This is a genomic window from Niabella beijingensis (assembly GCF_020034665.1).
GTDB classification, from domain to species: Bacteria; Bacteroidota; Bacteroidia; order Chitinophagales; family Chitinophagaceae; genus Niabella; species Niabella beijingensis.
Genome location: NZ_JAIQDI010000001.1, coordinates 1,804,444 through 1,824,772, shown reverse-complemented (window position 1 = coordinate 1,824,772; position 20,329 = coordinate 1,804,444). Strand labels below are relative to the sequence as shown.

19 protein-coding genes are annotated in these 20,329 nt (G+C 48.0%); 6 read left to right on the top strand and 13 right to left on the bottom strand.

Annotated elements, in window-relative coordinates; genetic code table 11:
* Positions 1-3: 3 nt before the first annotated feature.
* Together K7B07_RS07660 and K7B07_RS07655 are read right to left on the bottom strand one after the other, a co-directional pair.
* A complete protein-coding gene (locus K7B07_RS07660; RefSeq protein ID WP_223708690.1) occupies positions 4-1,233 on the bottom strand; it encodes a DUF2062 domain-containing protein in 1,230 nt (409 codons plus the stop codon).
* Between the two features lie 254 nt (positions 1,234-1,487).
* Entirely contained in the window at positions 1,488-1,964 is a 477-nt protein-coding gene (locus K7B07_RS07655) for a hypothetical protein (protein WP_223708689.1), read from the bottom strand.
* A 238-nt stretch (positions 1,965-2,202) separates the two neighbouring features.
* Between K7B07_RS07655 and K7B07_RS07650 the strand changes: the two genes are divergently transcribed.
* Complete coding sequence (locus K7B07_RS07650; protein ID WP_223708688.1) at positions 2,203-3,087, top strand: LytTR family DNA-binding domain-containing protein; 885 nt, start codon at positions 2,203-2,205, stop codon at positions 3,085-3,087.
* 15 nt (positions 3,088-3,102) lie between these two features.
* Here the strand turns inward: K7B07_RS07650 and K7B07_RS07645 are convergent, their stop codons facing one another.
* The 7 genes from K7B07_RS07645 to K7B07_RS07615 form a co-directional block, all read right to left on the bottom strand.
* Complete coding sequence (locus K7B07_RS07645) at positions 3,103-3,624, bottom strand: hypothetical protein (RefSeq protein ID WP_223708687.1); 522 nt, start codon at positions 3,622-3,624, stop codon at positions 3,103-3,105.
* 227 nt (positions 3,625-3,851) lie between these two features.
* Entirely contained in the window at positions 3,852-4,367 is a 516-nt protein-coding gene (locus K7B07_RS07640) for a hypothetical protein (protein WP_223708685.1), read from the bottom strand.
* Between the two features lie 80 nt (positions 4,368-4,447).
* Positions 4,448-7,375: a serine hydrolase domain-containing protein gene (locus K7B07_RS07635; RefSeq protein WP_223708684.1), complete on the bottom strand. Its 2,928-nt coding sequence runs from the start codon at positions 7,373-7,375 to the stop codon at positions 4,448-4,450.
* Between the two features lie 144 nt (positions 7,376-7,519).
* On the bottom strand, positions 7,520-8,227 hold the full coding sequence (locus K7B07_RS07630; RefSeq protein WP_223708683.1) for a response regulator transcription factor: 708 nt from the start codon (positions 8,225-8,227) through the stop codon (positions 7,520-7,522).
* A gap of 25 nt (positions 8,228-8,252) precedes the next feature.
* Positions 8,253-9,245 (bottom strand): sensor histidine kinase, encoded by a 993-nt coding sequence (locus K7B07_RS07625; protein ID WP_223708682.1) that lies wholly within the window; start codon positions 9,243-9,245, stop codon positions 8,253-8,255.
* The gene (locus K7B07_RS07620) at positions 9,245-9,718 is read right to left on the bottom strand and encodes a gliding motility lipoprotein GldH (protein WP_223708681.1); all 474 of its coding nucleotides are present in this window, start codon (positions 9,716-9,718) and stop codon (positions 9,245-9,247) included. The genes K7B07_RS07625 and K7B07_RS07620 overlap by 1 nt, the downstream gene beginning before the upstream one ends.
* 86 nt (positions 9,719-9,804) lie before the next feature.
* Complete coding sequence (locus tag K7B07_RS07615) at positions 9,805-10,680, bottom strand: YicC/YloC family endoribonuclease (protein WP_223708680.1); 876 nt, start codon at positions 10,678-10,680, stop codon at positions 9,805-9,807.
* Between the two features lie 552 nt (positions 10,681-11,232).
* Here K7B07_RS07615 and K7B07_RS07610 point away from each other — a divergent pair.
* From K7B07_RS07610 to K7B07_RS07595, 4 genes are all read left to right on the top strand, one after another.
* A complete protein-coding gene (locus tag K7B07_RS07610; RefSeq protein ID WP_223708679.1) occupies positions 11,233-12,177 on the top strand; it encodes a UDP-3-O-(3-hydroxymyristoyl)glucosamine N-acyltransferase in 945 nt (314 codons plus the stop codon).
* A 33-nt stretch (positions 12,178-12,210) separates the two neighbouring features.
* A complete protein-coding gene (locus K7B07_RS07605; protein WP_223708677.1) occupies positions 12,211-14,598 on the top strand; it encodes an ATP-dependent helicase in 2,388 nt (795 codons plus the stop codon).
* A 214-nt stretch (positions 14,599-14,812) separates the two neighbouring features.
* Complete coding sequence (locus tag K7B07_RS07600) at positions 14,813-15,442, top strand: hypothetical protein (RefSeq protein WP_223708676.1); 630 nt, start codon at positions 14,813-14,815, stop codon at positions 15,440-15,442.
* 99 nt (positions 15,443-15,541) lie between these two features.
* A complete protein-coding gene (locus tag K7B07_RS07595; RefSeq protein ID WP_223708675.1) occupies positions 15,542-16,297 on the top strand; it encodes a glycoside hydrolase family 25 protein in 756 nt (251 codons plus the stop codon).
* A 27-nt stretch (positions 16,298-16,324) separates the two neighbouring features.
* On the opposite strand, the gene K7B07_RS07590 is transcribed toward K7B07_RS07595, so the two are convergent.
* Both K7B07_RS07590 and K7B07_RS07585 read right to left on the bottom strand, forming a co-directional pair.
* Positions 16,325-16,654 (bottom strand): c-type cytochrome, encoded by a 330-nt coding sequence (locus K7B07_RS07590; RefSeq protein WP_223708674.1) that lies wholly within the window; start codon positions 16,652-16,654, stop codon positions 16,325-16,327.
* 101 nt (positions 16,655-16,755) lie between these two features.
* Positions 16,756-17,073, bottom strand: coding sequence for a c-type cytochrome (locus tag K7B07_RS07585; protein ID WP_223708673.1), 318 nt, complete (start codon positions 17,071-17,073; stop codon positions 16,756-16,758).
* Between the two features lie 165 nt (positions 17,074-17,238).
* Between K7B07_RS07585 and K7B07_RS07580 the strand changes: the two genes are divergently transcribed.
* Entirely contained in the window at positions 17,239-18,039 is an 801-nt protein-coding gene (locus tag K7B07_RS07580) for a hypothetical protein (RefSeq protein WP_223708672.1), read from the top strand.
* A gap of 5 nt (positions 18,040-18,044) precedes the next feature.
* Here the strand turns inward: K7B07_RS07580 and pnuC are convergent, their stop codons facing one another.
* Both pnuC and serS read right to left on the bottom strand, forming a co-directional pair.
* Positions 18,045-18,719, bottom strand: coding sequence for a nicotinamide riboside transporter PnuC (pnuC, locus tag K7B07_RS07575; protein WP_223708671.1), 675 nt, complete (start codon positions 18,717-18,719; stop codon positions 18,045-18,047).
* 202 nt (positions 18,720-18,921) lie between these two features.
* Entirely contained in the window at positions 18,922-20,196 is a 1,275-nt protein-coding gene (serS, locus tag K7B07_RS07570; RefSeq protein WP_223708670.1) for a serine--tRNA ligase, read from the bottom strand.
* Positions 20,197-20,329 lie beyond the last annotated feature (133 nt).

Sequence of the window (20,329 nt, the reverse complement as noted above, 5' to 3'; positions counted from 1 at the left end):
CGGTTATTCCGGATTTGAATTGGCCAGGGATGTTTTTTGTTTCCTGGTGAGTTTTAAAATAAAAAAAGTAAGGATCCAAAATAACAGTGCGGCCAGTACCGCAAGAAGGATGCTGCCATAAAGATATTGTTCCAGGTTCTGACTGATATCTTTTAATGTAAGTTGCTTGTTGAACGACAGTTCCATTGCCCTTCCCCGCATCAGGGGCTTGCCCATCTTGTAACTGAGAAATACGATCAGCGGGATCATGGGGGGGATGCTGATATTGGCTGCAAGGATGAACAAGGCTTTGTTCATCCGCATAAAATGCGCCAATGGTATACCTACCAGCAGCTGAAAGCCCCATATAGGGATAATGCCCATAAAGGCACCAAATGCCATGGAATTGGCTTTGGTAACGGTGGATTCATTTGTATTGATCAGCCGCTGCCGGAGCTCCTGTTTCCAGTTTTTTTTTGTAAAGAGCCACCGGAAAAAATCACGTGGCTTGATGTACAGGAATGTGATCAGTACCAGAACAGTATTCAACACACTGATACGGCTGAAGTCCTTAAAGGGTCTGAAATGTGTGATCCGTTCCTCTTTAGGCGGGTAATAAACCGTAATGGGCACCCAGGTTACAGGAACGCCGGCCCAGGCCAGCCGCACGATCACTTCTATTTCGAGTTCGTATTTACGGGTAAAAAGGCGCATCCGGCCGATCGGCTCCAAAGGATACAGGCGGTACCCGGTCTGTGTATCCGGGCAGCTGATCCCTGTTTCTACCTTGAACCAGAAGTTGGAAAATTTATGACCGAAGCTGCTTTTGCCGGGCACATTGGCGGTTTGCTCCATATTCCGGCTGCCCATGATCAGCGCCGGACTTTCCTGCTCCAGCTTATCAAGGAACAGGGGCAGATCCTTTGCAAAATGCTGTCCGTCCGAATCGATGGTAATGGCATATTTATAACCCATCTCCAGCGCTTTCCTGAAACCGGTACGTAAGGCGACCCCCTTGCCTTTATTGGGCATATAGGATACTACCGTGATGCCGGGAAATGCATTCAAAACTGCTGTTGTGGAATCTGTGGAACCGTCGTTTACCACGATGATACTGGTAGTAAAACGAAGCACACCGGTGATCACGTCCCCGATACTGGCGGCATTATTATAGGTGGGAATAATAACACATACTTCCAGTGCCGAGAAGCGCTCCGGGGAACCGGCAACAGTTGAAGGAAAATCTGGTTTCACAAAGTCCCAAAAGTAAAGCTTGTGCGGGGATTTTCGTGATTCTGTGTTTTAAATTTATGCATACCAGAACGGCTGCCCGGGTCCGGATCTGCCTTGAGGGAGGATTTCCGGAGCGCCATTCCCTTCTTTTACGTTTTTACACAAAGCGTTACAGCACCGGAGCCGATATGCCGCAGGACCCGTTCCTGCCGGATGAGTTCCGGGCAACGATCAGTAAAAAGACCCCCGGTTTTTGTATTACGGATCCTGTGGGTTCAGGGTACCCTTTTAAAATCAAAAGTGAACGTTTCTTTATCTGCTTCAGCATTATTGGATGCCGGTGACGCTGTTTGCGAAAAGACCAGTTGCTGACCGGAAAGGGTCAGCACGGTTGCTTCGGTATGTTCCCCGGCTTCCGCGTTTTCCAGAATAAGGCTTCCGGTACCGGGGGTGTAAATGTAAGTTCCCCTGGCATGCCATGTTACTTCCCATTTCCCATCCTCCAGACTGCGCTCATAGGTTTCAAAACGGCCATCTTCAAAAAACTGTATCGTTATCTGTTCATCACCTGCGGTGGCTTCGGTATATTCTTCTATAACCTGCGTTCCTTTATAGGCCTTGTAGTGAAGCGAGGTCTCCGACCACAGGCCGGTTAATGCATCAGGGGTGCTGATCTCCTGCCTGTTTTTAGTACAATTGAAAACGGTAACTGCAATCATTACCAAAAGAAGCGGATAAGTGATTTTTTTCATATACGAGTGTTTAGGGTTTTTCAAAAGCCGGAACTAAAAGCCCGGCAGATCGACCCTGCAATGATAAGATCTAAATCGGCGATTGCGCTGTTTTGCGGATGGATAACAAGGGTTTGTGACAGACAGCAGGTTGTTGTGACGAAGTACAGGCTGCTGTGATGAACTTCAGGGCGGTTTTTATGGTTGTGCGGGATATTTTGGCCGTAAAAAATATTATTTTCGTTGGTAAAGCACATTTTTGAACAGGCTGATCAATACCTTAAAGCAACCACACCCGGGATATGGAGACCTGCGTATTTATTTCCGCACGGTATTGGGTATCGTCTTGGTTGTTTTTTTAATATTAAGCATTCTGCAACCGTTTAAGATCGGCGAACGAAATATAGAAGGGAATGCTTATATAACAGCTGCCGTGTATGCCGGGGGCGCTTTTCTGGCGATGAGCCTGAATGCCTTATGGCTGCTGCTATTCCGGGATTGGTTCCGGGCGGAAAGCTGGACCCTGGGAAAGGAACTGATCGTAATGGGCTACCAGTTCTTCAGTATTGGCATTACCATCTGGCTCATCAACCATTTCCGGGGAACGCTGGCGCCGGAAGACACGGGTTTTGCCCGGTCTTTTTTCCTGGCTATTGCCATTGGTATCCTGCCGTACATCATCGCTACTTTCGGACGGCACAATTATTTATTGAGGCATCATCTGAAGGCGGTTGCAGCGTTTAACGAGCAACTAAAAGAGCTGCAGATGCTGAAACAGGAAGACGCCGGCCGGAAAACAGGAACCGGCTATTTAAATATTCCCAGACTGGAGCACCCTGTCGGGGTGGATGATTTTTTGTTCGCCGAATCAAAAGGCAATAACCTGCTGATACAGTTTGTTGCAAATAACCGGGTGCAGACCCATACCGTAAGAAGTACGTTGAACGATTTTGCACAGGCAAATGCGGATATCAGCCATCTTTTCCGTTGTCACAGATCCTTTATTATCAACCTTGATAAAATAATGCAGGTGCAGGGCAATGCCGCCGGATACCAGGTTGTATTGCACCCTGAACTGCCGCCTGTTGTTGTAGCCCGTTCGAATGTGGCGGCATTTAAACAACTGCTTGCCGAAAAGGGCTGAAAACCGGCCTCCCTGTCAGAAAGTATAACGTGCAGCAATGCCAAACGTGTGCCCGTGAAATGTGCCAAAACCCGACGGTGCTGCAATATGAAGCACCGGGCGGAAGTCCGCAGACAGGTTCAATGGGATGGCCGGAAACTGATAATCGATCCCGCCCGTGGCCAAAATACCGGTACCAAAACCATCATAATAGTTTTGCTTGGAGAAAGAATTGAATATCAGCAAACCTCCGCCCACAAACCATTTCAGACCGTCCACCGCAGTGATCTTAAAATGATGCTGATAAGCGCCCGAGAGGCAGACACCGGTGGTATACCAGTATTCACCGTCATAGATCGAGTAACGGTTCCGTCTCCCGAATCCCGCGTTCAGTTCAATGGCGCCGGGGTCGGAAATATAAAATTTATACGAGGCGGCTACTGCGGCATAATCAGTATGAGAACTGATCCGGATGCCGACAGCCCTGGAATACCGGGACTGCGCAACGGCGCAACCCGCAATTGCAATGTATGCAAGGGATAGGATTATTGTTTTCATTTCAGACCGCCGGTGATGGGGTTTACAGGGCATTCCGGCATTAATCATAAAGCGATTGCCGTGCCAGAAAACAATAAATCCGGCTGTAGCCGGAACTGTTTTTTGACAGACCGGTCCATATTGTTTAAAAATGCAGGGAACAATTTCAAAAAACGCCGTTTAGGCTTCCGGAATAAAAAAAGGACCGCAGTGCTGCGGTCCTTTTCTATAACCATCAGGTCGACAGATCAGAAGGTAAAGCGGGCGGCTATTCCCACTGCATCGGGATGTACCGTGTTATAGCCATCCGGTGCTGTTAGGTGAAAGGTAGGCCGGAAATCCGCGGAAAGGTTCAGCGGGATCTTTGAAAACTTGTAATCAATGCCGCCTGTCGGGTAGATGCCGGCACCAAAACCATCGTAGCGGTCCAGTTTGGAGCTGGTATTGAAGAAGACAAGACCTCCGCCTACAAACCATTTAAGACCCGGAACGGGTTTGATGGGGAAATGATGCTGGTAGGTGCCCGAAAAACTTACGCTGGGAGCATTTCTCCGCTCATCAAAATAGTGGTAACGACGATCGCCGAAACCGAGGTTCAGTTCAATGGCACCCGGACGGGAAACAAAAAATTTGTAGGAGGCCGATACCGCATCATATTCGGTATTGGTGCTAAGCCGCATACCTATTGCCTGTTTGTAATTGGATTGGGCCGTTGCAACAGCTGCTGCAGCGAGGAACGCTGCAAATAAGAAAATTTTCTTCATGTGTACTGGATTTAATTAGGACGAGTTTATCAATAAACATACCAAAAGGTGGAATGTTTATTGATTTCCCGGACAACGTCTTATAAATCCGGAATCAGTGCTTTATAAAGTGCATCCTGGATGTGCCCGCGGATGCTGAGACTGCCCAGGCGCGGATTGTTGCGTGTGGGGTAAACCCTGTTGGAGAGGAAGATATAAACAATATTGTACCGGGGATCTACCCATACGCAGGTGCCGGTGAACCCGGTATGCCCATAAGTCTGAGCGGATGCGTACCTGCTGGGATAAGGGTCATCTGCGGTGGCATTGTCCTTTTCCGGTTTGTCGAACCCATAGCCGCGTCTGCTTATGGTACTATGGTAGCCGGCAAAGTACTGGATGGTTTCCCATTTCAGAAACCGTTGTCCGTTCAGCTCCCCGCCGTTCAGCAGCATCTGGTAAAGTTTTCCCAGGTCATAGGCATCTGAGAATAGTCCGGCATGACCTGCCACACCACCACCCAGTGCCGCTCCTTCATCATGAACCGTACCCTGTATGAGCTGGTTGCGGAAACCGGTTTCTTTTTCCGTAGGCATGATGCGGTTCAGCGGAAAGCGTTCCAGCGGATGATAGCCGGTAGTGGTCATGTATAACGGCTGGTAGAACGTTTTCTGTACGTAATCCTCCAGGGGCATTTTTGTGATCGCTTCCACGATCCTGCCCAGGAACCAGAAATCATTGTCGCTGTAGACATATTTTTTACCGGGCGGCACAACCGGACTTTCCAGGATCGTTTTCCAGATGCTGTCCTTATAATCGTTACGGATATAAAGATCCCGGGCTACCTGCGTGGTAAATCCCTCTGAAGGGGCTTGCCGGTAAAGATCGGAACGAACGCTGCCGTCTGCATTCAGGGTTGCTTTGTAAAAAGCTATAAAGGGAACCATCCCTGCCTGGTGCAGGATGATGTCTTCTAACGTGAGTTTTGCCTTACTGGTCTTTCGGGTCCAGGGGAGGTAATCTTCCAGTTTTTTTTTAAGATCGATCTTGCCCTCTTCATACAGTTTCATGACAGAAACAGTGGTTGCCGAAACCTTTGTTACGGAGGCCAGGTCAAAAATACTGTTCAGGGCAGTGGGGTTCAGCGTATCGTATTCGTAATTGCCAAAAGCCTTGTGGTATACAATGTTGCCGTCTTTAGCGGCCAGCACCACGCAACCGGGATAGGCTTTTTTTTTAATGCCTTCTTCTGCGATGGAATCCACTGCGGCAAAACGTGCGTCACCAATGGGCTGCATATAGCTGACCGCGGATCCTTTCTGAAGGACCCCGGTCCCGTATTTCCAGTTACAAACGGTTACAGGCAGGGTCCCTGTTGCATTGAATTTGGATGCCAGCCAGTCGGCTGCTACGTTCTGGAACACCGCATCATCCTCATAGGCGGCCACCAGTGATTTTGCCATGCAGAAATTTGCGAGAGACAAGGGGTTGCCGAATACCATTGTTACCGCATTCTTCTGGTTCAGTTGCCGCCAGTTTTGAAGCGCTGTTGCCGAAATACCAAAATTGGATGCTCCTTTACGGAGGGCAATATCATGAAAGCCCAGGATCACCGCATCGTACCTGCCTTCGAGCACTTTTTTTACAACAGTGCCGCCTTTGCCAACGGCGTCCTTATAACGGATATAGTAGATGTCTGCATTCAGGTCATCCCTGAGGCGTTGCGCAAGCGTGGTATTGCCATTATCGTCAAAACCTACATAGGCGACCTTTTTACCTTTCAGCGGACGTCCGAAGAATTCATTCCGGAAACCATCCGGGTTGATGAGGTTCACCACTGTGAGCGCCTGACGGGCGATTTTTTCACGTACCTGGTCAGTGGTTTCATTCAGGTCCTCTGTAAGATGATCGGTGCTGACAGGTGAAAGATGGTTGAGACCAAGATTGTATTTTGCGAGAAGGACCCGCTTCACCTTTGCTTCAATTTCGTTCCAGCCCAGCCGTTTCTTTTTGATGGCTTCGTTTACCGCTTTGATGGTGCCGGGTACACTTTCGGGCAGGCAAAGCATATCGTTACCGGCTATCAGCGCTTCAACAGCAATGGTGCCGCCGGGAAAATATTTTGCCACTCCCTTCATTTCAAGTGCATCTGTAAATGTAAGTCCGTTAAAGCCCAGCTGTTTCCGCAGCAGGCCGGTAACCGCGTTCTTTGAGATGGAAGTGCCCCGGTGCGGGGTATTATCGATCGAGGGTACAAACAAATGCCCGATCATGACGCTTTGTACGCCTGCTTTTATCAGCTCTTTAAAGGGATAGAGCTCCAGCTCTTGGAGCTGGTCCACGGTTTTGTTGATCACCGGAAGGTCCAGATGCGAATCCACCGCTACATCGCCGTGTCCGGGGAAGTGTTTGGCGCTGGCCATAATGCCGGCATCCTGCATGCCCCGCATATATGCAACACCCATACGAGCTACCTTGTACTTGTCTTCGCCAAAAGAGCGGAAGCCGATAACCGGGTTATTGGGATTGTTATTGATATCTACCACAGGAGCATAGTTCACATGCACGCCCAGGCGTTTGTGCTGCCGGCCCACCGCCTGGCCCATTTCATAAGCAAGGGCATCATCCGTAACGGCGCCCACCGTCATCTGGTAGGGGAATTTGATCACACTGTCCAAACGCATACCCAGGCCATATTCCCCGTCAATGGTGACCATGATCGGGGTTTTAGCGAGTTGCTGATAGTAGTTGGTGAGGTTGGCCTGGCGTACCGGCCCGCCCTGGAAAAAACAAAGCGCCCCCACATTGTATCTCTTTATGTCATTGGCAATGGCGGCAACATGATCGGCTCCTTTGTTGGAATGGGCCCTTACAATGATCAGCTGGGCAATGCGCTGGTCCTTGCTCAGGCTTTTATATACACTGTCTACCCATTTATCTGCAGGGAGATTACTGTTGTGCTGGGCCGTTGCCATAAAAGGTGCCAGACAGCAGGCCAGTAACAGCCTGCACCATCTTGAATGCTTCATGCTTTGAGATTTTTCAGTTACGATGACCACAAATGTAACTGATTCCTTGTAGAACTCGTATGCAGTCCGGTGAAAAAGGGACCGGCAGGGCTGCTCCTTCAGGGCACGAAGGCAACCGACACCTGCAATAGAAACGGGGCTGTTCTATTCCGTGTATTTATAACCTACACCGCGTACAGAATGGAAGAACTTGGGGTTGCGGCTGTCCTTTTCAAAATATTTCCGGAAGTTAAGAATGAAATTGTCGATGGTGCGGGTAGTGGGATAAACGTTATAACCCCATACCGCCTGCAGGATCTTTTCGCGGGGCACCACTTCATTTTTGTTTTCAATAAGCAGCTTCAGCAGCATCGCTTCTTTTTTGCTGAGCTGTATCTTGCCGGCATATTTGGTAACGGCTTCCTGGGCTTTAAAGTCGATGATATTATCTCCGAATGTATAGGAATTGCCTACGGTACTTTTGTCCTGGAGTTTCTGGTTTTTATTGATGAGCTTTTGTATCCGCAACAACAACTCTTCAAGGTTGAACGGTTTGGTCAGGTAGTCATCGGCTCCTTTTTTCAGTCCCAGCACTTTATCATTACTGGTGTTCTTAGCACTGAGCATCAGAATAGGCACTTCATTATTGCCGAGCCGTATGGTTTCCGCAACGGCGATGCCATCCATTTCCGGCAGCATAATATCCAGTATCACCAGGTCGAAGTATTCATTCTTTATGGCTTCTATCGCCAGTACGCCGTCAAAGGCGGAGGTAACGGCATAGCCTTCCAGTTCAAGATTCAGTTTCAACGCTTCATGAAGATTTTCTTCATCTTCTACCAGTAATATAGTAGCCGTTTTGTCTCCGTTCATAGTCTTGTTATCTTTTATCGAACTACTAGGTGTGAAATTTAACCGCAAAAGTACTCCCGTTCGGTTCATGATTTGTCACTGAAATGTCTGCATTGTGATCTTTAGCGATTTTATCACATAAATAAAGTCCCAGTCCTGTGCCCTGTTTTTTACGTGTGGCTTCATTGCCGATCCGGTAGAACTTGGTGAAGATCTTTTTCTTTTCTTCATCGGGAATGCCGGGCCCTTCATCTGTTACGGACACAACAACCGATTGCGGCTGTTTGTTCAGGCGGATGGTGATCATACCTTCCTTGGGGCTGTATTTGATCGCATTCTCAATGAGATTGTTCACCAGTATCTGCAACAGCAGCGGATCGCCTTTTATGTCTGCATCCGGCTCAATGGCTTCATCAAAGATCCTGTCATGAAATCTTTTTCTGAATGCCGCCACACAGTCGGTCAGGAGGTTGGAAAGATTCAGCTCTTCCTTGTTTATTTTATGCCCCTGGCCTTCCAGTTGTGCAGAGACCAGGATATTGTTGGTAAGGAAATGAAGCCGCGCTGTTTCTTCCAGTGTCATGGCGATCAGCTTTCTTCGCTTGTCTTCATCCAGGTTATGTTTCAGCAGGGTTTCAAGATTGAGCCGGGCCACGGCAATCGGGGTCTTTAATTCATGGGTCACTGCCATGGTAAAATTCTGCTGCTGCTGCTGGAGCCGGGCCTGCTGGGTGATGTACCTGTAAATAAACAGCGCACCGATAAGGATCAGGCCGAGGAAAACGATCCCTTCTCCGGCATATTTTACCCGGTTGCGCCGGTATTCGTCCTCCAGTTTGTAAAGTTGCTGCCGGTAGCCGGGGGAACCGGAGTCTGGATGGGCGATTTTCAGGTGCTCTATTTTTGACTGGTGCAACTGATTATTTTGCAGCTCCAGTGAAATGAACCACCATACCAGGGCCGCCAGGATATAAACCATCAGCAGGTAAAAAATGACGGTGGCCCTTCTGGAGTATTTCCTGCGTTTCTGTTCCATCATCACTGGGGTGGAGTTGTTTTTTCAATGCCCATGCCCACATTTAATATATAGGGCAGGGGATCGTCTTTCATCAACTGGGTGATCACGAACCGGTACCGGTTCTTCTTTAATGTAACGGCCGTGTTCAGCCGGATCCGGTGATCATACAGGTCATCGATATTACTGCCCGCCCAGTTGCCCGAAGGGGTAACCAACGATGCGTTGACCCTGAAGGAGTTTAACGACCGGTTGGCAGTATCTTTAATGGCAACGTTCACTACAATATTGTTATAGCGGTACTGGAGCGAATGGCGTACGATAAGGAAAAGCTGGTAGGTGGCGGTGTCTGTTACATCCAGTTCAACAACTGCCGGGGACTTTTTATTCCATTCATGTCCGGGAATATCCGCCACCCGTTCCTTTACTTCAACGTGTTTGCAGGAAATAACACCGCCGATCATTACCAAAAGAAAAACATACACGAACCGGTTCATCGGAGAACTTTTTGCAAATGTACTACTATAAGGCACATCTAGACCGGCGGAGGAGTAAAAAGGGCATTGGTGGCAGCAGTGCGCTGCTAAAGCACATTCAGCACCTGCTCTTTTGCCTTTTCCAGTTCATCCTTCATCATTACCACCAGTTTCTGTATGGCTGCATGATAGGCTTTTGATCCGGTGGTATTGATCTCCCGGCCGACTTCCTGGAGGATAAAGGAAAGCTTTTTCCCTTTGATGTCAGACGCCTCTTTAACGGTTTGCATAAAATAATCGCAATGATTTTTAAGACGCACCAGCTCTTCCGTAATGTCAATTTTTTCGATGTAATAGATCAGCTCCTGTTCCAGCCGGTTGGTATCGAAATTATCCTTTCCTACTTTTTCTTCAAGCAGCTTTACGATACCATCCCGGATCATTTCCTTACGGGAGGGATCCAGTTTTTCAACTTCGGTCTGTAAGGCTTCTATATTGCGGATACGGGTGGTGAGTTCCTCTTCCAGGATCTGTCCTTCATTTACACGATGGCGGTTCAGATCGGCAATGGCTGCTTTCAGGAGCTCAATAAAAACAGTGGTGTCTTCCTCTGTGAGTGTTTCACTGGTAGGAGTGATCACTTCCGGAAGTTTGATCAGGGCATTCAGGATATTGGATGTATCAATGTCCAGCTCTTTTGAAAGTGCAGCAAGGGAATGATAATAGGCTTTTGCCAGATCGGTATTAATGGTCACCGGTTTGGCATCGCCGGTATCTTTTAAACTGATGCTGCATTCCACACTGCCGCGGCTCAGCCCTTCCGCCAGTGTTTTGCGTATGTTGAACTCCTGTGATTTTAACAGGGCAGGCAGGCGTAACGACAGGTCAAACTGTTTGCCGTTTAAAGATTTGATGTCTACAAGGAATGTTTTATTGCCAATCGTTTTTTCAGCACGGCCAAAGCCCGTCATTGATTTGAACATAAAGTGGTTTTTGTAAAGATAAATATTCGTACCGTCTCTTTTGAAAAATAAAAAGAAGCTAAAGCGGCTGCAACAATTCCCGCAGTTCCATAAAAAAATCCCTTCGAAAGTGAAGGGATTATTTTATAAAGATGGGTTAGTAAGTATGGGAACCAAAATTTCCCACCACAATATTAATTATAATTTTGTCGATATAAAAATTATTTAGTACAAATTTTATTCACATTTTAAAACAGCCTGTGGATATGTAGGATGTGTTTGCAGCGGCGTTAACTGCAACGCGACGGTCAACAATACTCGGAGCAACACAACACTTTTTTATAGAACGGCTGAAATGTTGATGAATACAGCGTTTCAGCCGATGCGTTATCAGTTGTTATAACGACCGGAAAAAATAAAGCACCTTGTTGCCAGTTGCTATACGCTATGTTTTGACCGGAGCAATCGTTAAAAAAAACTTTTATAAATAGCCCGGAAAAATGCCGGGTATGTGAAAAACTTTGATGTTTTATGCACCAACCACCAGTTACTCCTACCTTTGAAAAAAAAGATATGCGATTCGAAAATCCTGTTCCACTGTCAGAAATTGCGCAGCTTATTGATGCCCGTCTTGTTGGTAATACAACTGCCGCAGCTACGGGTATCAATGAGATCCATCAGGTGGAAAAAGGCGATCTTGTTTTTGTAGATCATCCCAAATACTATGAGGCGGCCATTCAGTCGGCAGCAAGTTTTATCATCATTAATGCAGAACGGGAAGTGCCGGAAGAAAAAGCCTTGCTGATCGTTGACGAACCGTTTGAAGCCTACCTGAAGATCGTGGATACCTTCCGTCCTTTCCGCCCTTCCATGGAGCTGCATGCCAGCACGGTGACCCTGGGTACCAACACAGTTGTTATGCCCAATGTTTACCTGGGCAATCATGTTACCATCGGTGCCCATTGCATCATTTATCCCAATGTAACGATCATGGATCACTGCACCATCGGCGACCACGTGATCATCCAGAGCGGAACGGTGATCGGCAGTGACGCTTTTTATTATAATAAGAAAACAAACCGGGAACTGCATTATAAAAAAATGACAAGCTGTGGTACGGTCGAGATCGAGTCCGGTGTGGAGATCGGAGCGGGTTGTACGATCGACCGGGGTGTAACAGGTGTTACACGTATCGGCGCCGGAACCAAGATGGATAACCTGGTACATATCGGGCATGATACGCTGGTGGGCCGGAATTGTCTTTTTGCCGGGCAGGTGGGTATTGCCGGTGCATCGGTTATCGAAGATGAAGTGATCCTGTGGGGGCAGGTGGGCGTCAGTAAAACGCTGACGATCGGTAAAGGCGCCGTAGTTAATGCACAGAGCGGCGTGCCTTCCTCACTGGATGGCGGCCGTGCCTATTTTGGAACCCCTGTCGGACCGGCAAAGGAAAAAATGAAAGAACTGGTATGGATCAAACGGATCCCCCAGATATGGGAAAAGCTAAATAAAAGCTAATCATACTTTTAGCAAAAAACTTACGGAATCTTTTTGTACCAGCGTTCTGCTTCGTACCTTGCGCCCATGCAGGATTATTTAGCAGGATTGAATGAGCGGCAGCGAGAAGCCGTGTTACATATTGATGGCCCGTTGATGATCATTGCCGGGGCCGGCAGCGGAAAAACCAAAGTACTTACCACCCGTATTGCACACCTCATGGCCCGGGGCATCGATGCCTTTAACATCCTGGCGCTTACCTTTACCAATAAGGCTGCGCGGGAAATGAAGGAGCGGATCGAACGGATACTCGGCAACAATGAAGCGCGCAATTTATATATAGGCACTTTTCACAGTGTTTTTGCAAGAATCCTCCGGTCTGAGGCGCACCGCCTGGGGTACCCCAACAGCTTTACCATCTATGATACCGATGATGCGAAAAGCGTGGTAAAGACCGTGATCAATGAGATGCAGCTGGATGATAAACTGTACAAACCGGCTACGGTTTATAACCGGATCTCTTCTGCCAAGAATGCATTGGTAAGTCCGATGGAATACGCTACGGATTACCATATACAGCAGGAAGACCTGCGCGCCAACCGCCCGGCTATCGCAAAGATCTATGATGCCTATTGCAAACGTTGTTTTAAGAACGGTGCCATGGATTTTGATGACCTCCTGCTGAAATTTTATGAGCTGTTAAAAAGCTTTCCGGAGGTGCTCAGCAAGTACCAGCATAAATTCCGGTACATCATGATCGATGAGTACCAGGATACCAACCCGGCACAGTATGAAATTGTAAAACTGCTGGGTGCCATGCATGAAAATGTGTGCGTGGTGGGAGACGATGCCCAGAGCATTTATAGCTTCCGGGGCGCAACCATTCAGAACATTCTGCAATTTCAGAAAGACTATGACGATGTGAAAGTGGTAAAGCTGGAGCAGAATTACCGCAGCACACAAAATATCATCCATGTGGCGAATGAGGTCATCAGCAACAACAAGGCGCAGATCCCTAAGGTGCTGTTCACCGAAAATGCCCATGGCGAAAAGATCAAGATCGTCCGTACCATGACGGACAATGATGAAGGCAAATTTGTAGCGGATACCATCCAGGAGCAGAAACTGCGGAACCATTATTCGAACCGCGACTTTGCGATCCTGTACCGCACCAATGCACAAAGCCGTGCATTTGAAGAATCGCTCCGGCGGATGAACATTCCCTATACCATGTATGGAGGCATCAGCTTCTACCAGCGCAAGGAGATCAGGGACCTGGTAGCTTACCTGCGGCTGATCGTAAACAGCCGTGATGAAGAAGCCCTCAAACGGATCATCAATTACCCGGTACGGGGCATCGGAAAAACCACCATCGACCGGATATTGCTGCTGGCGAACACGCATCAGCTCACGATGTGGGAGGTGCTTGAAAAAGCGGACCAGTTTGGTTTCCGCTCGGGCACACTGAACGTGATCCAGGATTTTGTAGTAATGATCCGCAGTTTTTCCAGCATGCTGGAAAAACAAAATGCCTATGATGTGGCCTTTCATGTAGGAAAACAAACCAACCTGGTAAAAGAACTTTTTAACGATAAGAGCACCGAAGGGCTGCAGCGTTATGAAAACATACAGGAGTTGCTGAATTCTATTAAGGAATGGGTGGAAAGCCCGGACAATGAGGAAGGCGAGGTCATCGACAAAAGCCTGGGGGCTTACCTGCAGCAGATCACCCTGCTTACGGATGCCGACAATAAGGACCCCAACTCCGATACGGTAAAACTTATGACCATCCACGCGGCCAAGGGGCTGGAGTTCTCCTGTGTTTTTGCTGCGGGAGTGGAAGAACAGCTGTTTCCCAATGCCATGAGCATTAATACCCGGGAAGAACTGGAGGAAGAGCGCCGGCTGTTCTACGTGGTGGTAACAAGGGCAAAAGAAAAACTATGGATCACTTACGCAAATACCCGCTATAAATTCGGATCCCTGGTTCAGAATGAACCGAGCCGCTTTATAGAAGAACTGCCCAAAGATTATATCGACAATACCTATGCCGGTGGCGGCACCCGGATGCAAAGCTCGTATGGTTTTGGAAGCACGGGCTCTGTTTACGAGCGGATGCAGGGAGGATGGGGTGCCGGAAAAAGCGCGGCTGCTGCGGAAAATAAATACGGGCCACCGCCTTCAAAAAAAACAACACCGGAATACCTGGGCCCAAAACCTGAACCCAAAAAAGTAGTAGAGCATACTCCTTCTGCTGATTTTCAGGCCAGTGATATCAGTGAGATTGCTGCCGGACAGAAAGTGGAGCATCAGAAGTTCGGTTTCGGGGAAGTGATGCGGCTGGAAGGAAACCAGCACAATAAGATGGCAATCATCCGGTTTGACACCAACGGAGAAAAGAAAATCCTCCTGAATTATGCCCGTCTGAAAATTTTATCCTGATTTTTTTTAAAATATTAAGAAAAAGCCTTATTCTTACTCCTTGATTATTAGTCAAGTAAATTTTGCGTGTTTGTGTTTGTGGTGATTTTCGTGAAATTTATACGCGGATTGCAATAATTGGAACAAGTTTTGCCCTGAATAGACATTAACAGTTAATGCACATTCTGCGGAATGAACATGAAATCACTGAATCAAATGTTCGGATAAATTAGTCATGGAGAACGAACGGGTTATATCATTTGATGATCATGGTTGTTATTTTCTGACGCTCGAGACCATGGATCTCACCGATGTTTTTGTAAGGCCGGTGTACAAACAGATCATTGTACACACCCTCAACCATTATATTACCAGCAAGGGGCTGATTGTATATGGCTGGTGTCTGATGCCCAATAAACTGTACATCATCTGCCAGGTTCAGAAAAATGTTTCCTTTAAGGAATTAAGAACCGCTTTCATGCAGTTTACTACAGAAAAGGTAATGGAGGCGATCTCCAATGAGCCGGAAGAGCGGCAGCAATGGCTTATGGGGCATTTTCAGAAAAGCCACGGGTTCCTGGGTACACAAAAGAAACTGGAAGTATGGAAGCGTGTAAAAGAAATGCTTTCCATTGATCTTGCACGCCCGGAGATCATGGCCGAACACCTGGAGCTGATACACAATATACCCGTGCAGGAGCGTATTGTGCGGTATGCTTCTGATTTTATTTACAGCTCGGCCACCGATTACGAAACCGGGCGGGAAGGCCTGGTCAAAATCACCCGCCTGGGTGCAGTGGAGCAGGCCCTGGATGATATTGAAAACCGGAAAAGCGTATTTAAGACAAAATTTAACAGGCGCTAGAAGAATATCAGCCTTAAACAAATAATTTTGCCGGGTCCGTGAGGAGGACCCGGTTTTTTTATGGCTGTCAGGAAAAAACGAAAAAGAAAAAAGAATAAGATGTTGTCTTACCGGTGGCGGATCCTATTGTCCCTGCTTGTACTGGTAGTGTTAATCGGAGCGCTGTTTTTGCTGGACTGGAGCCGGCGGTTTGAAGTGGAAGTAAAACGTTATCCGGAATTCGGTATCGAGATCCCGGTGGATTATTCGGTTCACGGCATCGACGTGTCGCGTTATCAGAAAAATATTGATTGGGCTGAGGTGCGCGCCATGAACATCCAGAACATCCGGATCAGCTTTGCCTTTATCAAAGCTACGGAAGGGGAACGCGACCTGGATATCCAGTTCCGGCGCAACTGGAAGGCGGTCCGTAAAAACGGGATACCGGGCGGGGCCTATCATTTTTTTATTCCGTCAAAAGATCCGGTAAAACAGGCCATGAACTTTATCCGGAACGTAGCATTAAAACCCGGGGACCTGCCGCCTGTGTTGGATGTGGAACAGACCAATAACCTTTCCCCTGCCGAGATCCGGGCACGTGCAACAACCTGGCTGCGGCTGATAGAGCAGCACTATGGCGTAAAACCGGTAATTTATACCAATGCTGATTTTTATGAAAAATACCTGGGAAAATCATTTGATGAATACCCGCTGTGGGTGGCACATTACTATGAGAAGCGGAAGCCGCGGATCAAGCGCTCCTGGACCCTGTGGCAGCACAACGACGCCGGGCATGTGAACGGGATCAATGCCAATGTGGATTTCAACGTGTTCAACGGCGATTCCGTTGCCTTTCGCACCCTGTTGCTGAAGTAACAAAAGCGGGGCACCCGGTACGGTTACCTACTGCTTCGCATTGGCGTTCACATATTGGGTTACCTGTGAGATCTGCAGCTCGTTGAGCTTTGCTTTTTTTACCATCGAATTCAGGATGGGCTTCCATTCCTCCTGTGTCCAGTCGGTCACATTCTTTTCTTTATGACAGGTCGTACACTTGATCTTGTAAATGGCTTTACCGGCTACCAGGGGATTGCTGGAGCTGAAGTCCGCTGTATCAACTTTGTTACCGCTTACTGGTTCCACCGGCCGCTCGGGTATGGTGGGGGCCGCTTTGCGGGTACATCCGAAAATGATAACAGTAGCTACAACAAACGGAACTGCTAATTTCTTCATATTTTTCTGATGGGTTTCTGCAATATTAATTATATGATGTTAAAAAAATAAAAAACCTCCTGTTAAAAGGAGGAATGGTATTTCTTAAAAAGAAGAGGCCCTTATTTTTTTGCATTGGCATAAACATAAGCGGAAACCTGCTGGATCTCTTCCTTGCTCAGTTTTGCCTTTTTAGACATAGAGGCGAGAACCGGTCTTAACTCTTCGTAAGATTTGGATGCGACAGCCTTGTCCTTTGCGCCATGGCATTTTGTACATTTTGTGGTAAAGATCGTATGACCGGCATCAACCGTTGCCTGATCACTGCTGACACTGGCAGCCTCCGGGATGACGGCGTCCGTAGCTGACGGAGACGCCTTGGGCGTACAGGCAACTGCTGCAACGATCAGCATATATGCGCCTATGATTATCTTTTTCATAAATGATGGTTTTTATAAAATTAGCAATAAATAAGCCAACTTACAATTCTGTGACAATTATTTTTATGTTTTGGGATAACGCCGTTAAAATACCGGAAAACCGGTATGTTGCGAACGATCATTTTCCTGCGTTCTGAACGGTAACGTAAAATCAAACCTCCATTTATGTTATTATTTATGAAAAAACAACCGCTGACCTGCTGCCTGCTTGTTATTACCAGTTACTGTTTCAGCCAGGACAAAATTGTTACACTGCGAAAGGACACGATCGATGCCTCCATCATAAAAAACGGAAGGCATACGATTGTATACAGCATGCCCGGCGACAGCAGCGGCCGGCAATACCGGATCGATAAGCGGCAGGTACACACGATCGTTGAACAAACAGGAACGGCAGGTCCGGATCCGCAATCGTTCCGGGAGCGCGTCCGGACCCGGGTCCGGCGTCCTCCTTTTGAGCCCGGTAATAACCTGCTGGCTGCGGGTTTCAAGCGGTTTGGAGTGGACGAGGGCATTTCTGCAGTGTACCTGAGTTATGAAAGGCGTTTTTTGTATAACCGGCTCAGCGCTGCGGTTGCCCCACATGCCGGTATCGGCAGGAGCTCCTTCGGCGGAGCTGTAAGTCTGCGTTATACCCCCCATCCCTATACACGCGTTAATTTCCTGATAGGGACGGATCTTTTTCTCTGGAGTCAGGACCAGTTATACAGGGAACAGCTGGTGCTCACCGAAAAATATGTTGCCAGGTCTGTTACGGAGCGGATAACGCGCGGAGGCTTTTTGTTTGTCACGGGCTGCAAAATCAATACCGGCAACCACTGGGTACTGATCCCGGAACTGAGTGCCGGTGTGCCGTTGGGTGATGACCGGTCTTCGGTATGGAAGGATGGTGTGGAATACCACCGGGAAAGATCTTTTGCCGAGCTGATCTGGCAGGCACAGATCGCGGTCGGTTACCGGTTTTAGCCGGTTTAAATGGTTTCCCGGTTTGCTGTATAAGACCTGTATTCCCGCATCCAGTGAATCAGGCCAAAGATCACAACAAGCGTAAGAATGCCGTATTGTAAACTATAGAATTTAATTCCCTTGACGTAATATAAAATGGTGGCAGCTACATCCACCAGCAGCCAGATGATCCAGCATTCGATCTTTTTCTGGATCATGTAAAACGTGGCCAGGATGCTCATCACCATAATGAAAGAGTCGGCAAAAGGAAAAGAGCTGGGCGCTGAAAAAATGTTGGGGAACCAGTAGTGGAGGCGTCCGGCAAAATTACCCAGCAGCAATGTGCCTGCACCGGCGAGGACAATGGTAAGCGTCCGCTGTGCCGGTTTCATAAAACTTATTTTCAGCTGTCTTTTTGTATCTGCTTCAAAAGTTCCGGGATGCGCCCACCGCCACCATCCCAGGATGTTGGTGATAAAGAAAAAAACCTGCAACAGCATATCCGGATAAAGATGCACCTGGTAATACAGCCAGAAAGAGAGTGCTACATTAATAATGCCCACCGGCCAGCTGACAATGTGTGCCCGGGCAGAAAGCCAGGTAGCTGCAAGACCGGTGAGCACGCCAAAGAATTCCAGGTAACTCATGGAGTAGCCCAGGATGTTGAAGAATTCAGTTTGTATGTCAAAAATATTGTTCAACGATTTTTATGTGGCGTGATATCAGGAGATGCGAAGAGATCAGGAATTGAGGGCGGGAATTGAGAATCGGGATCGAAGAAACGGTTTCAAACAACACAATCATTCCAGGTTGAAATATCATTATGTTCATTGATAACTTATAGCGGACTTCCCAATTCTCAAACCGGACAGCTCATCGCCTTCAGCTCTCAGCAAAGGCCCTTTATTTTGTGATGGCTTCCTTTCCAAAATAGGGTACCAGTGCCTTGGGCAGAAGGATCTTATCGTCCTGCTGGTTGTTCTCCAGCAAGCAGGCTACGATACGCGGCAATGCCAGGGAGCTGCCATTCAGCGAGTGGGCCAGCTGCGTTTTTCCGTTTTCATCTTTAAAGCGGATCTTCATCCGGTTGGTCTGGTATGCTTCAAAGTTAGACGTAGAGCTTACTTCCAGCCAGCGTTGCTGGGCGGCGCTGTATACTTCAAAATCGTAGGTAAGGGCAGAAGTAAAGGACATGTCCCCTCCGCAAAGCCGCAGGATCCGGTAAGGCAGTTCCAGGCTTTGTAACAATTGCTCTACATGGGCCACCATTTCTTCCAGTGCCTCATAGCTTTTATCCGGATGGGTCAGCTGAACGATCTCCACTTTTTCAAACTGGTGCACCCGGTTGAGCCCGCGCACGTCTTTGCCAAAGCTGCCGGCCTCACGGCGGAAGCAGGGAGAATAGGCCGTCATCTTCACCGGCAGCTGTTCCGGTTTTAAGATGGTATCGCGGTAGATATTGGTTACAGGAACCTCTGAGGTCGGGATCAGGTAAAAATTATCCGCCGGCATATGGTACATCTGTCCTTCCTTATCGGGCAGTTGTCCGGTGCCATAGGCAGAAGCCTCATTTACCATAAACGGCGGCAGGTACTCGGTATACCCTGCTGCTATATTATGATCCAGGAAATACTGCACCAGTGCACGTTGCAGCCGGGCACCCTGGCCCTTATACAAGGGGAATCCGCTGCCGGTTATTTTTGCCCCGGTTTCAAAATCCACGAGGTCAAATGTTTTAATAAGATCCCAATGCGGAACCGCATCAGCCTTTAACTCCGGCTTGATGCCATTTTCACGTACAACCTCATTGTCTTCCGCGCTATTGCCCGGAGGCACCAGGGGGGAAGGAAGGTTGGGCAGCTGCACCAGCTTTTCCTGCAGGTCTTTTTCTGTCCGGGCCAGTTGTTCGCTGATGGGTTGTAATTTTTGCTTTGCTGCGGCCACTTCCGCCTTTTTGGCCTCGGCACCTTCTTTATCGCCTTTGGCCATCAGCTGGCCGATCTCTTTTGATGCACTGTTGACAAGTGACTGGGTCGTATCAAACTCTAACTGCGATCTTTTGCGCTGGTCGTCGAGTGCAATGATGGCATCTACCAGTTCCGGTTCTTTAAAGTTTTTTACTGCCAGGCGTTTCTTAACAGCCTCTGTGTCCTGTCGTAATACTTGTAATTGCAACATGCTTCAAAAAAATTTTGGCAAAGATAACTGAGAATTGAGAATCGGGCGATAAGCTTTGAGATGTCTGCCTTCGGATTTCAGCAGCGGGGCCTGAAAATGCAGCACCGGAGATCAGGGATTCGGCAGCCGGTGT

Bases quoted from the DNA above. Each gene is read 5' to 3' on its own strand.
- K7B07_RS07655 (WP_223708689.1), bottom strand. From the start codon at position 1,964: ATGAAAAAAATCACTTATCCGCTTCTTTTGGTAATGATTGCAGTTACC.
- K7B07_RS07645 (WP_223708687.1), bottom strand. From the start codon at position 3,624: ATGAAAACAATAATCCTATCCCTTGCATACATTGCAATTGCGGGTTGC.
- K7B07_RS07640 (WP_223708685.1), bottom strand. From the start codon at position 4,367: ATGAAGAAAATTTTCTTATTTGCAGCGTTCCTCGCTGCAGCAGCTGTT.
- K7B07_RS07635 (WP_223708684.1), bottom strand. From the start codon at position 7,375: ATGAAGCATTCAAGATGGTGCAGGCTGTTACTGGCCTGCTGTCTGGCA.
- K7B07_RS07630 (WP_223708683.1), bottom strand. From the start codon at position 8,227: ATGAACGGAGACAAAACGGCTACTATATTACTGGTAGAAGATGAAGAA.
- K7B07_RS07625 (WP_223708682.1), bottom strand. From the start codon at position 9,245: ATGATGGAACAGAAACGCAGGAAATACTCCAGAAGGGCCACCGTCATT.
- K7B07_RS07620 (WP_223708681.1), bottom strand. From the start codon at position 9,718: ATGAACCGGTTCGTGTATGTTTTTCTTTTGGTAATGATCGGCGGTGTT.
- K7B07_RS07615 (WP_223708680.1), bottom strand. From the start codon at position 10,680: ATGTTCAAATCAATGACGGGCTTTGGCCGTGCTGAAAAAACGATTGGC.
- K7B07_RS07610 (WP_223708679.1), top strand. From the start codon at position 11,233: ATGCGATTCGAAAATCCTGTTCCACTGTCAGAAATTGCGCAGCTTATT.
- K7B07_RS07600 (WP_223708676.1), top strand. From the start codon at position 14,813: ATGGAGAACGAACGGGTTATATCATTTGATGATCATGGTTGTTATTTT.
- K7B07_RS07595 (WP_223708675.1), top strand. From the start codon at position 15,542: ATGTTGTCTTACCGGTGGCGGATCCTATTGTCCCTGCTTGTACTGGTA.
- K7B07_RS07590 (WP_223708674.1), bottom strand. From the start codon at position 16,654: ATGAAGAAATTAGCAGTTCCGTTTGTTGTAGCTACTGTTATCATTTTC.
- K7B07_RS07585 (WP_223708673.1), bottom strand. From the start codon at position 17,073: ATGAAAAAGATAATCATAGGCGCATATATGCTGATCGTTGCAGCAGTT.
- K7B07_RS07580 (WP_223708672.1), top strand. From the start codon at position 17,239: ATGTTATTATTTATGAAAAAACAACCGCTGACCTGCTGCCTGCTTGTT.
- serS (WP_223708670.1), bottom strand. From the start codon at position 20,196: ATGTTGCAATTACAAGTATTACGACAGGACACAGAGGCTGTTAAGAAA.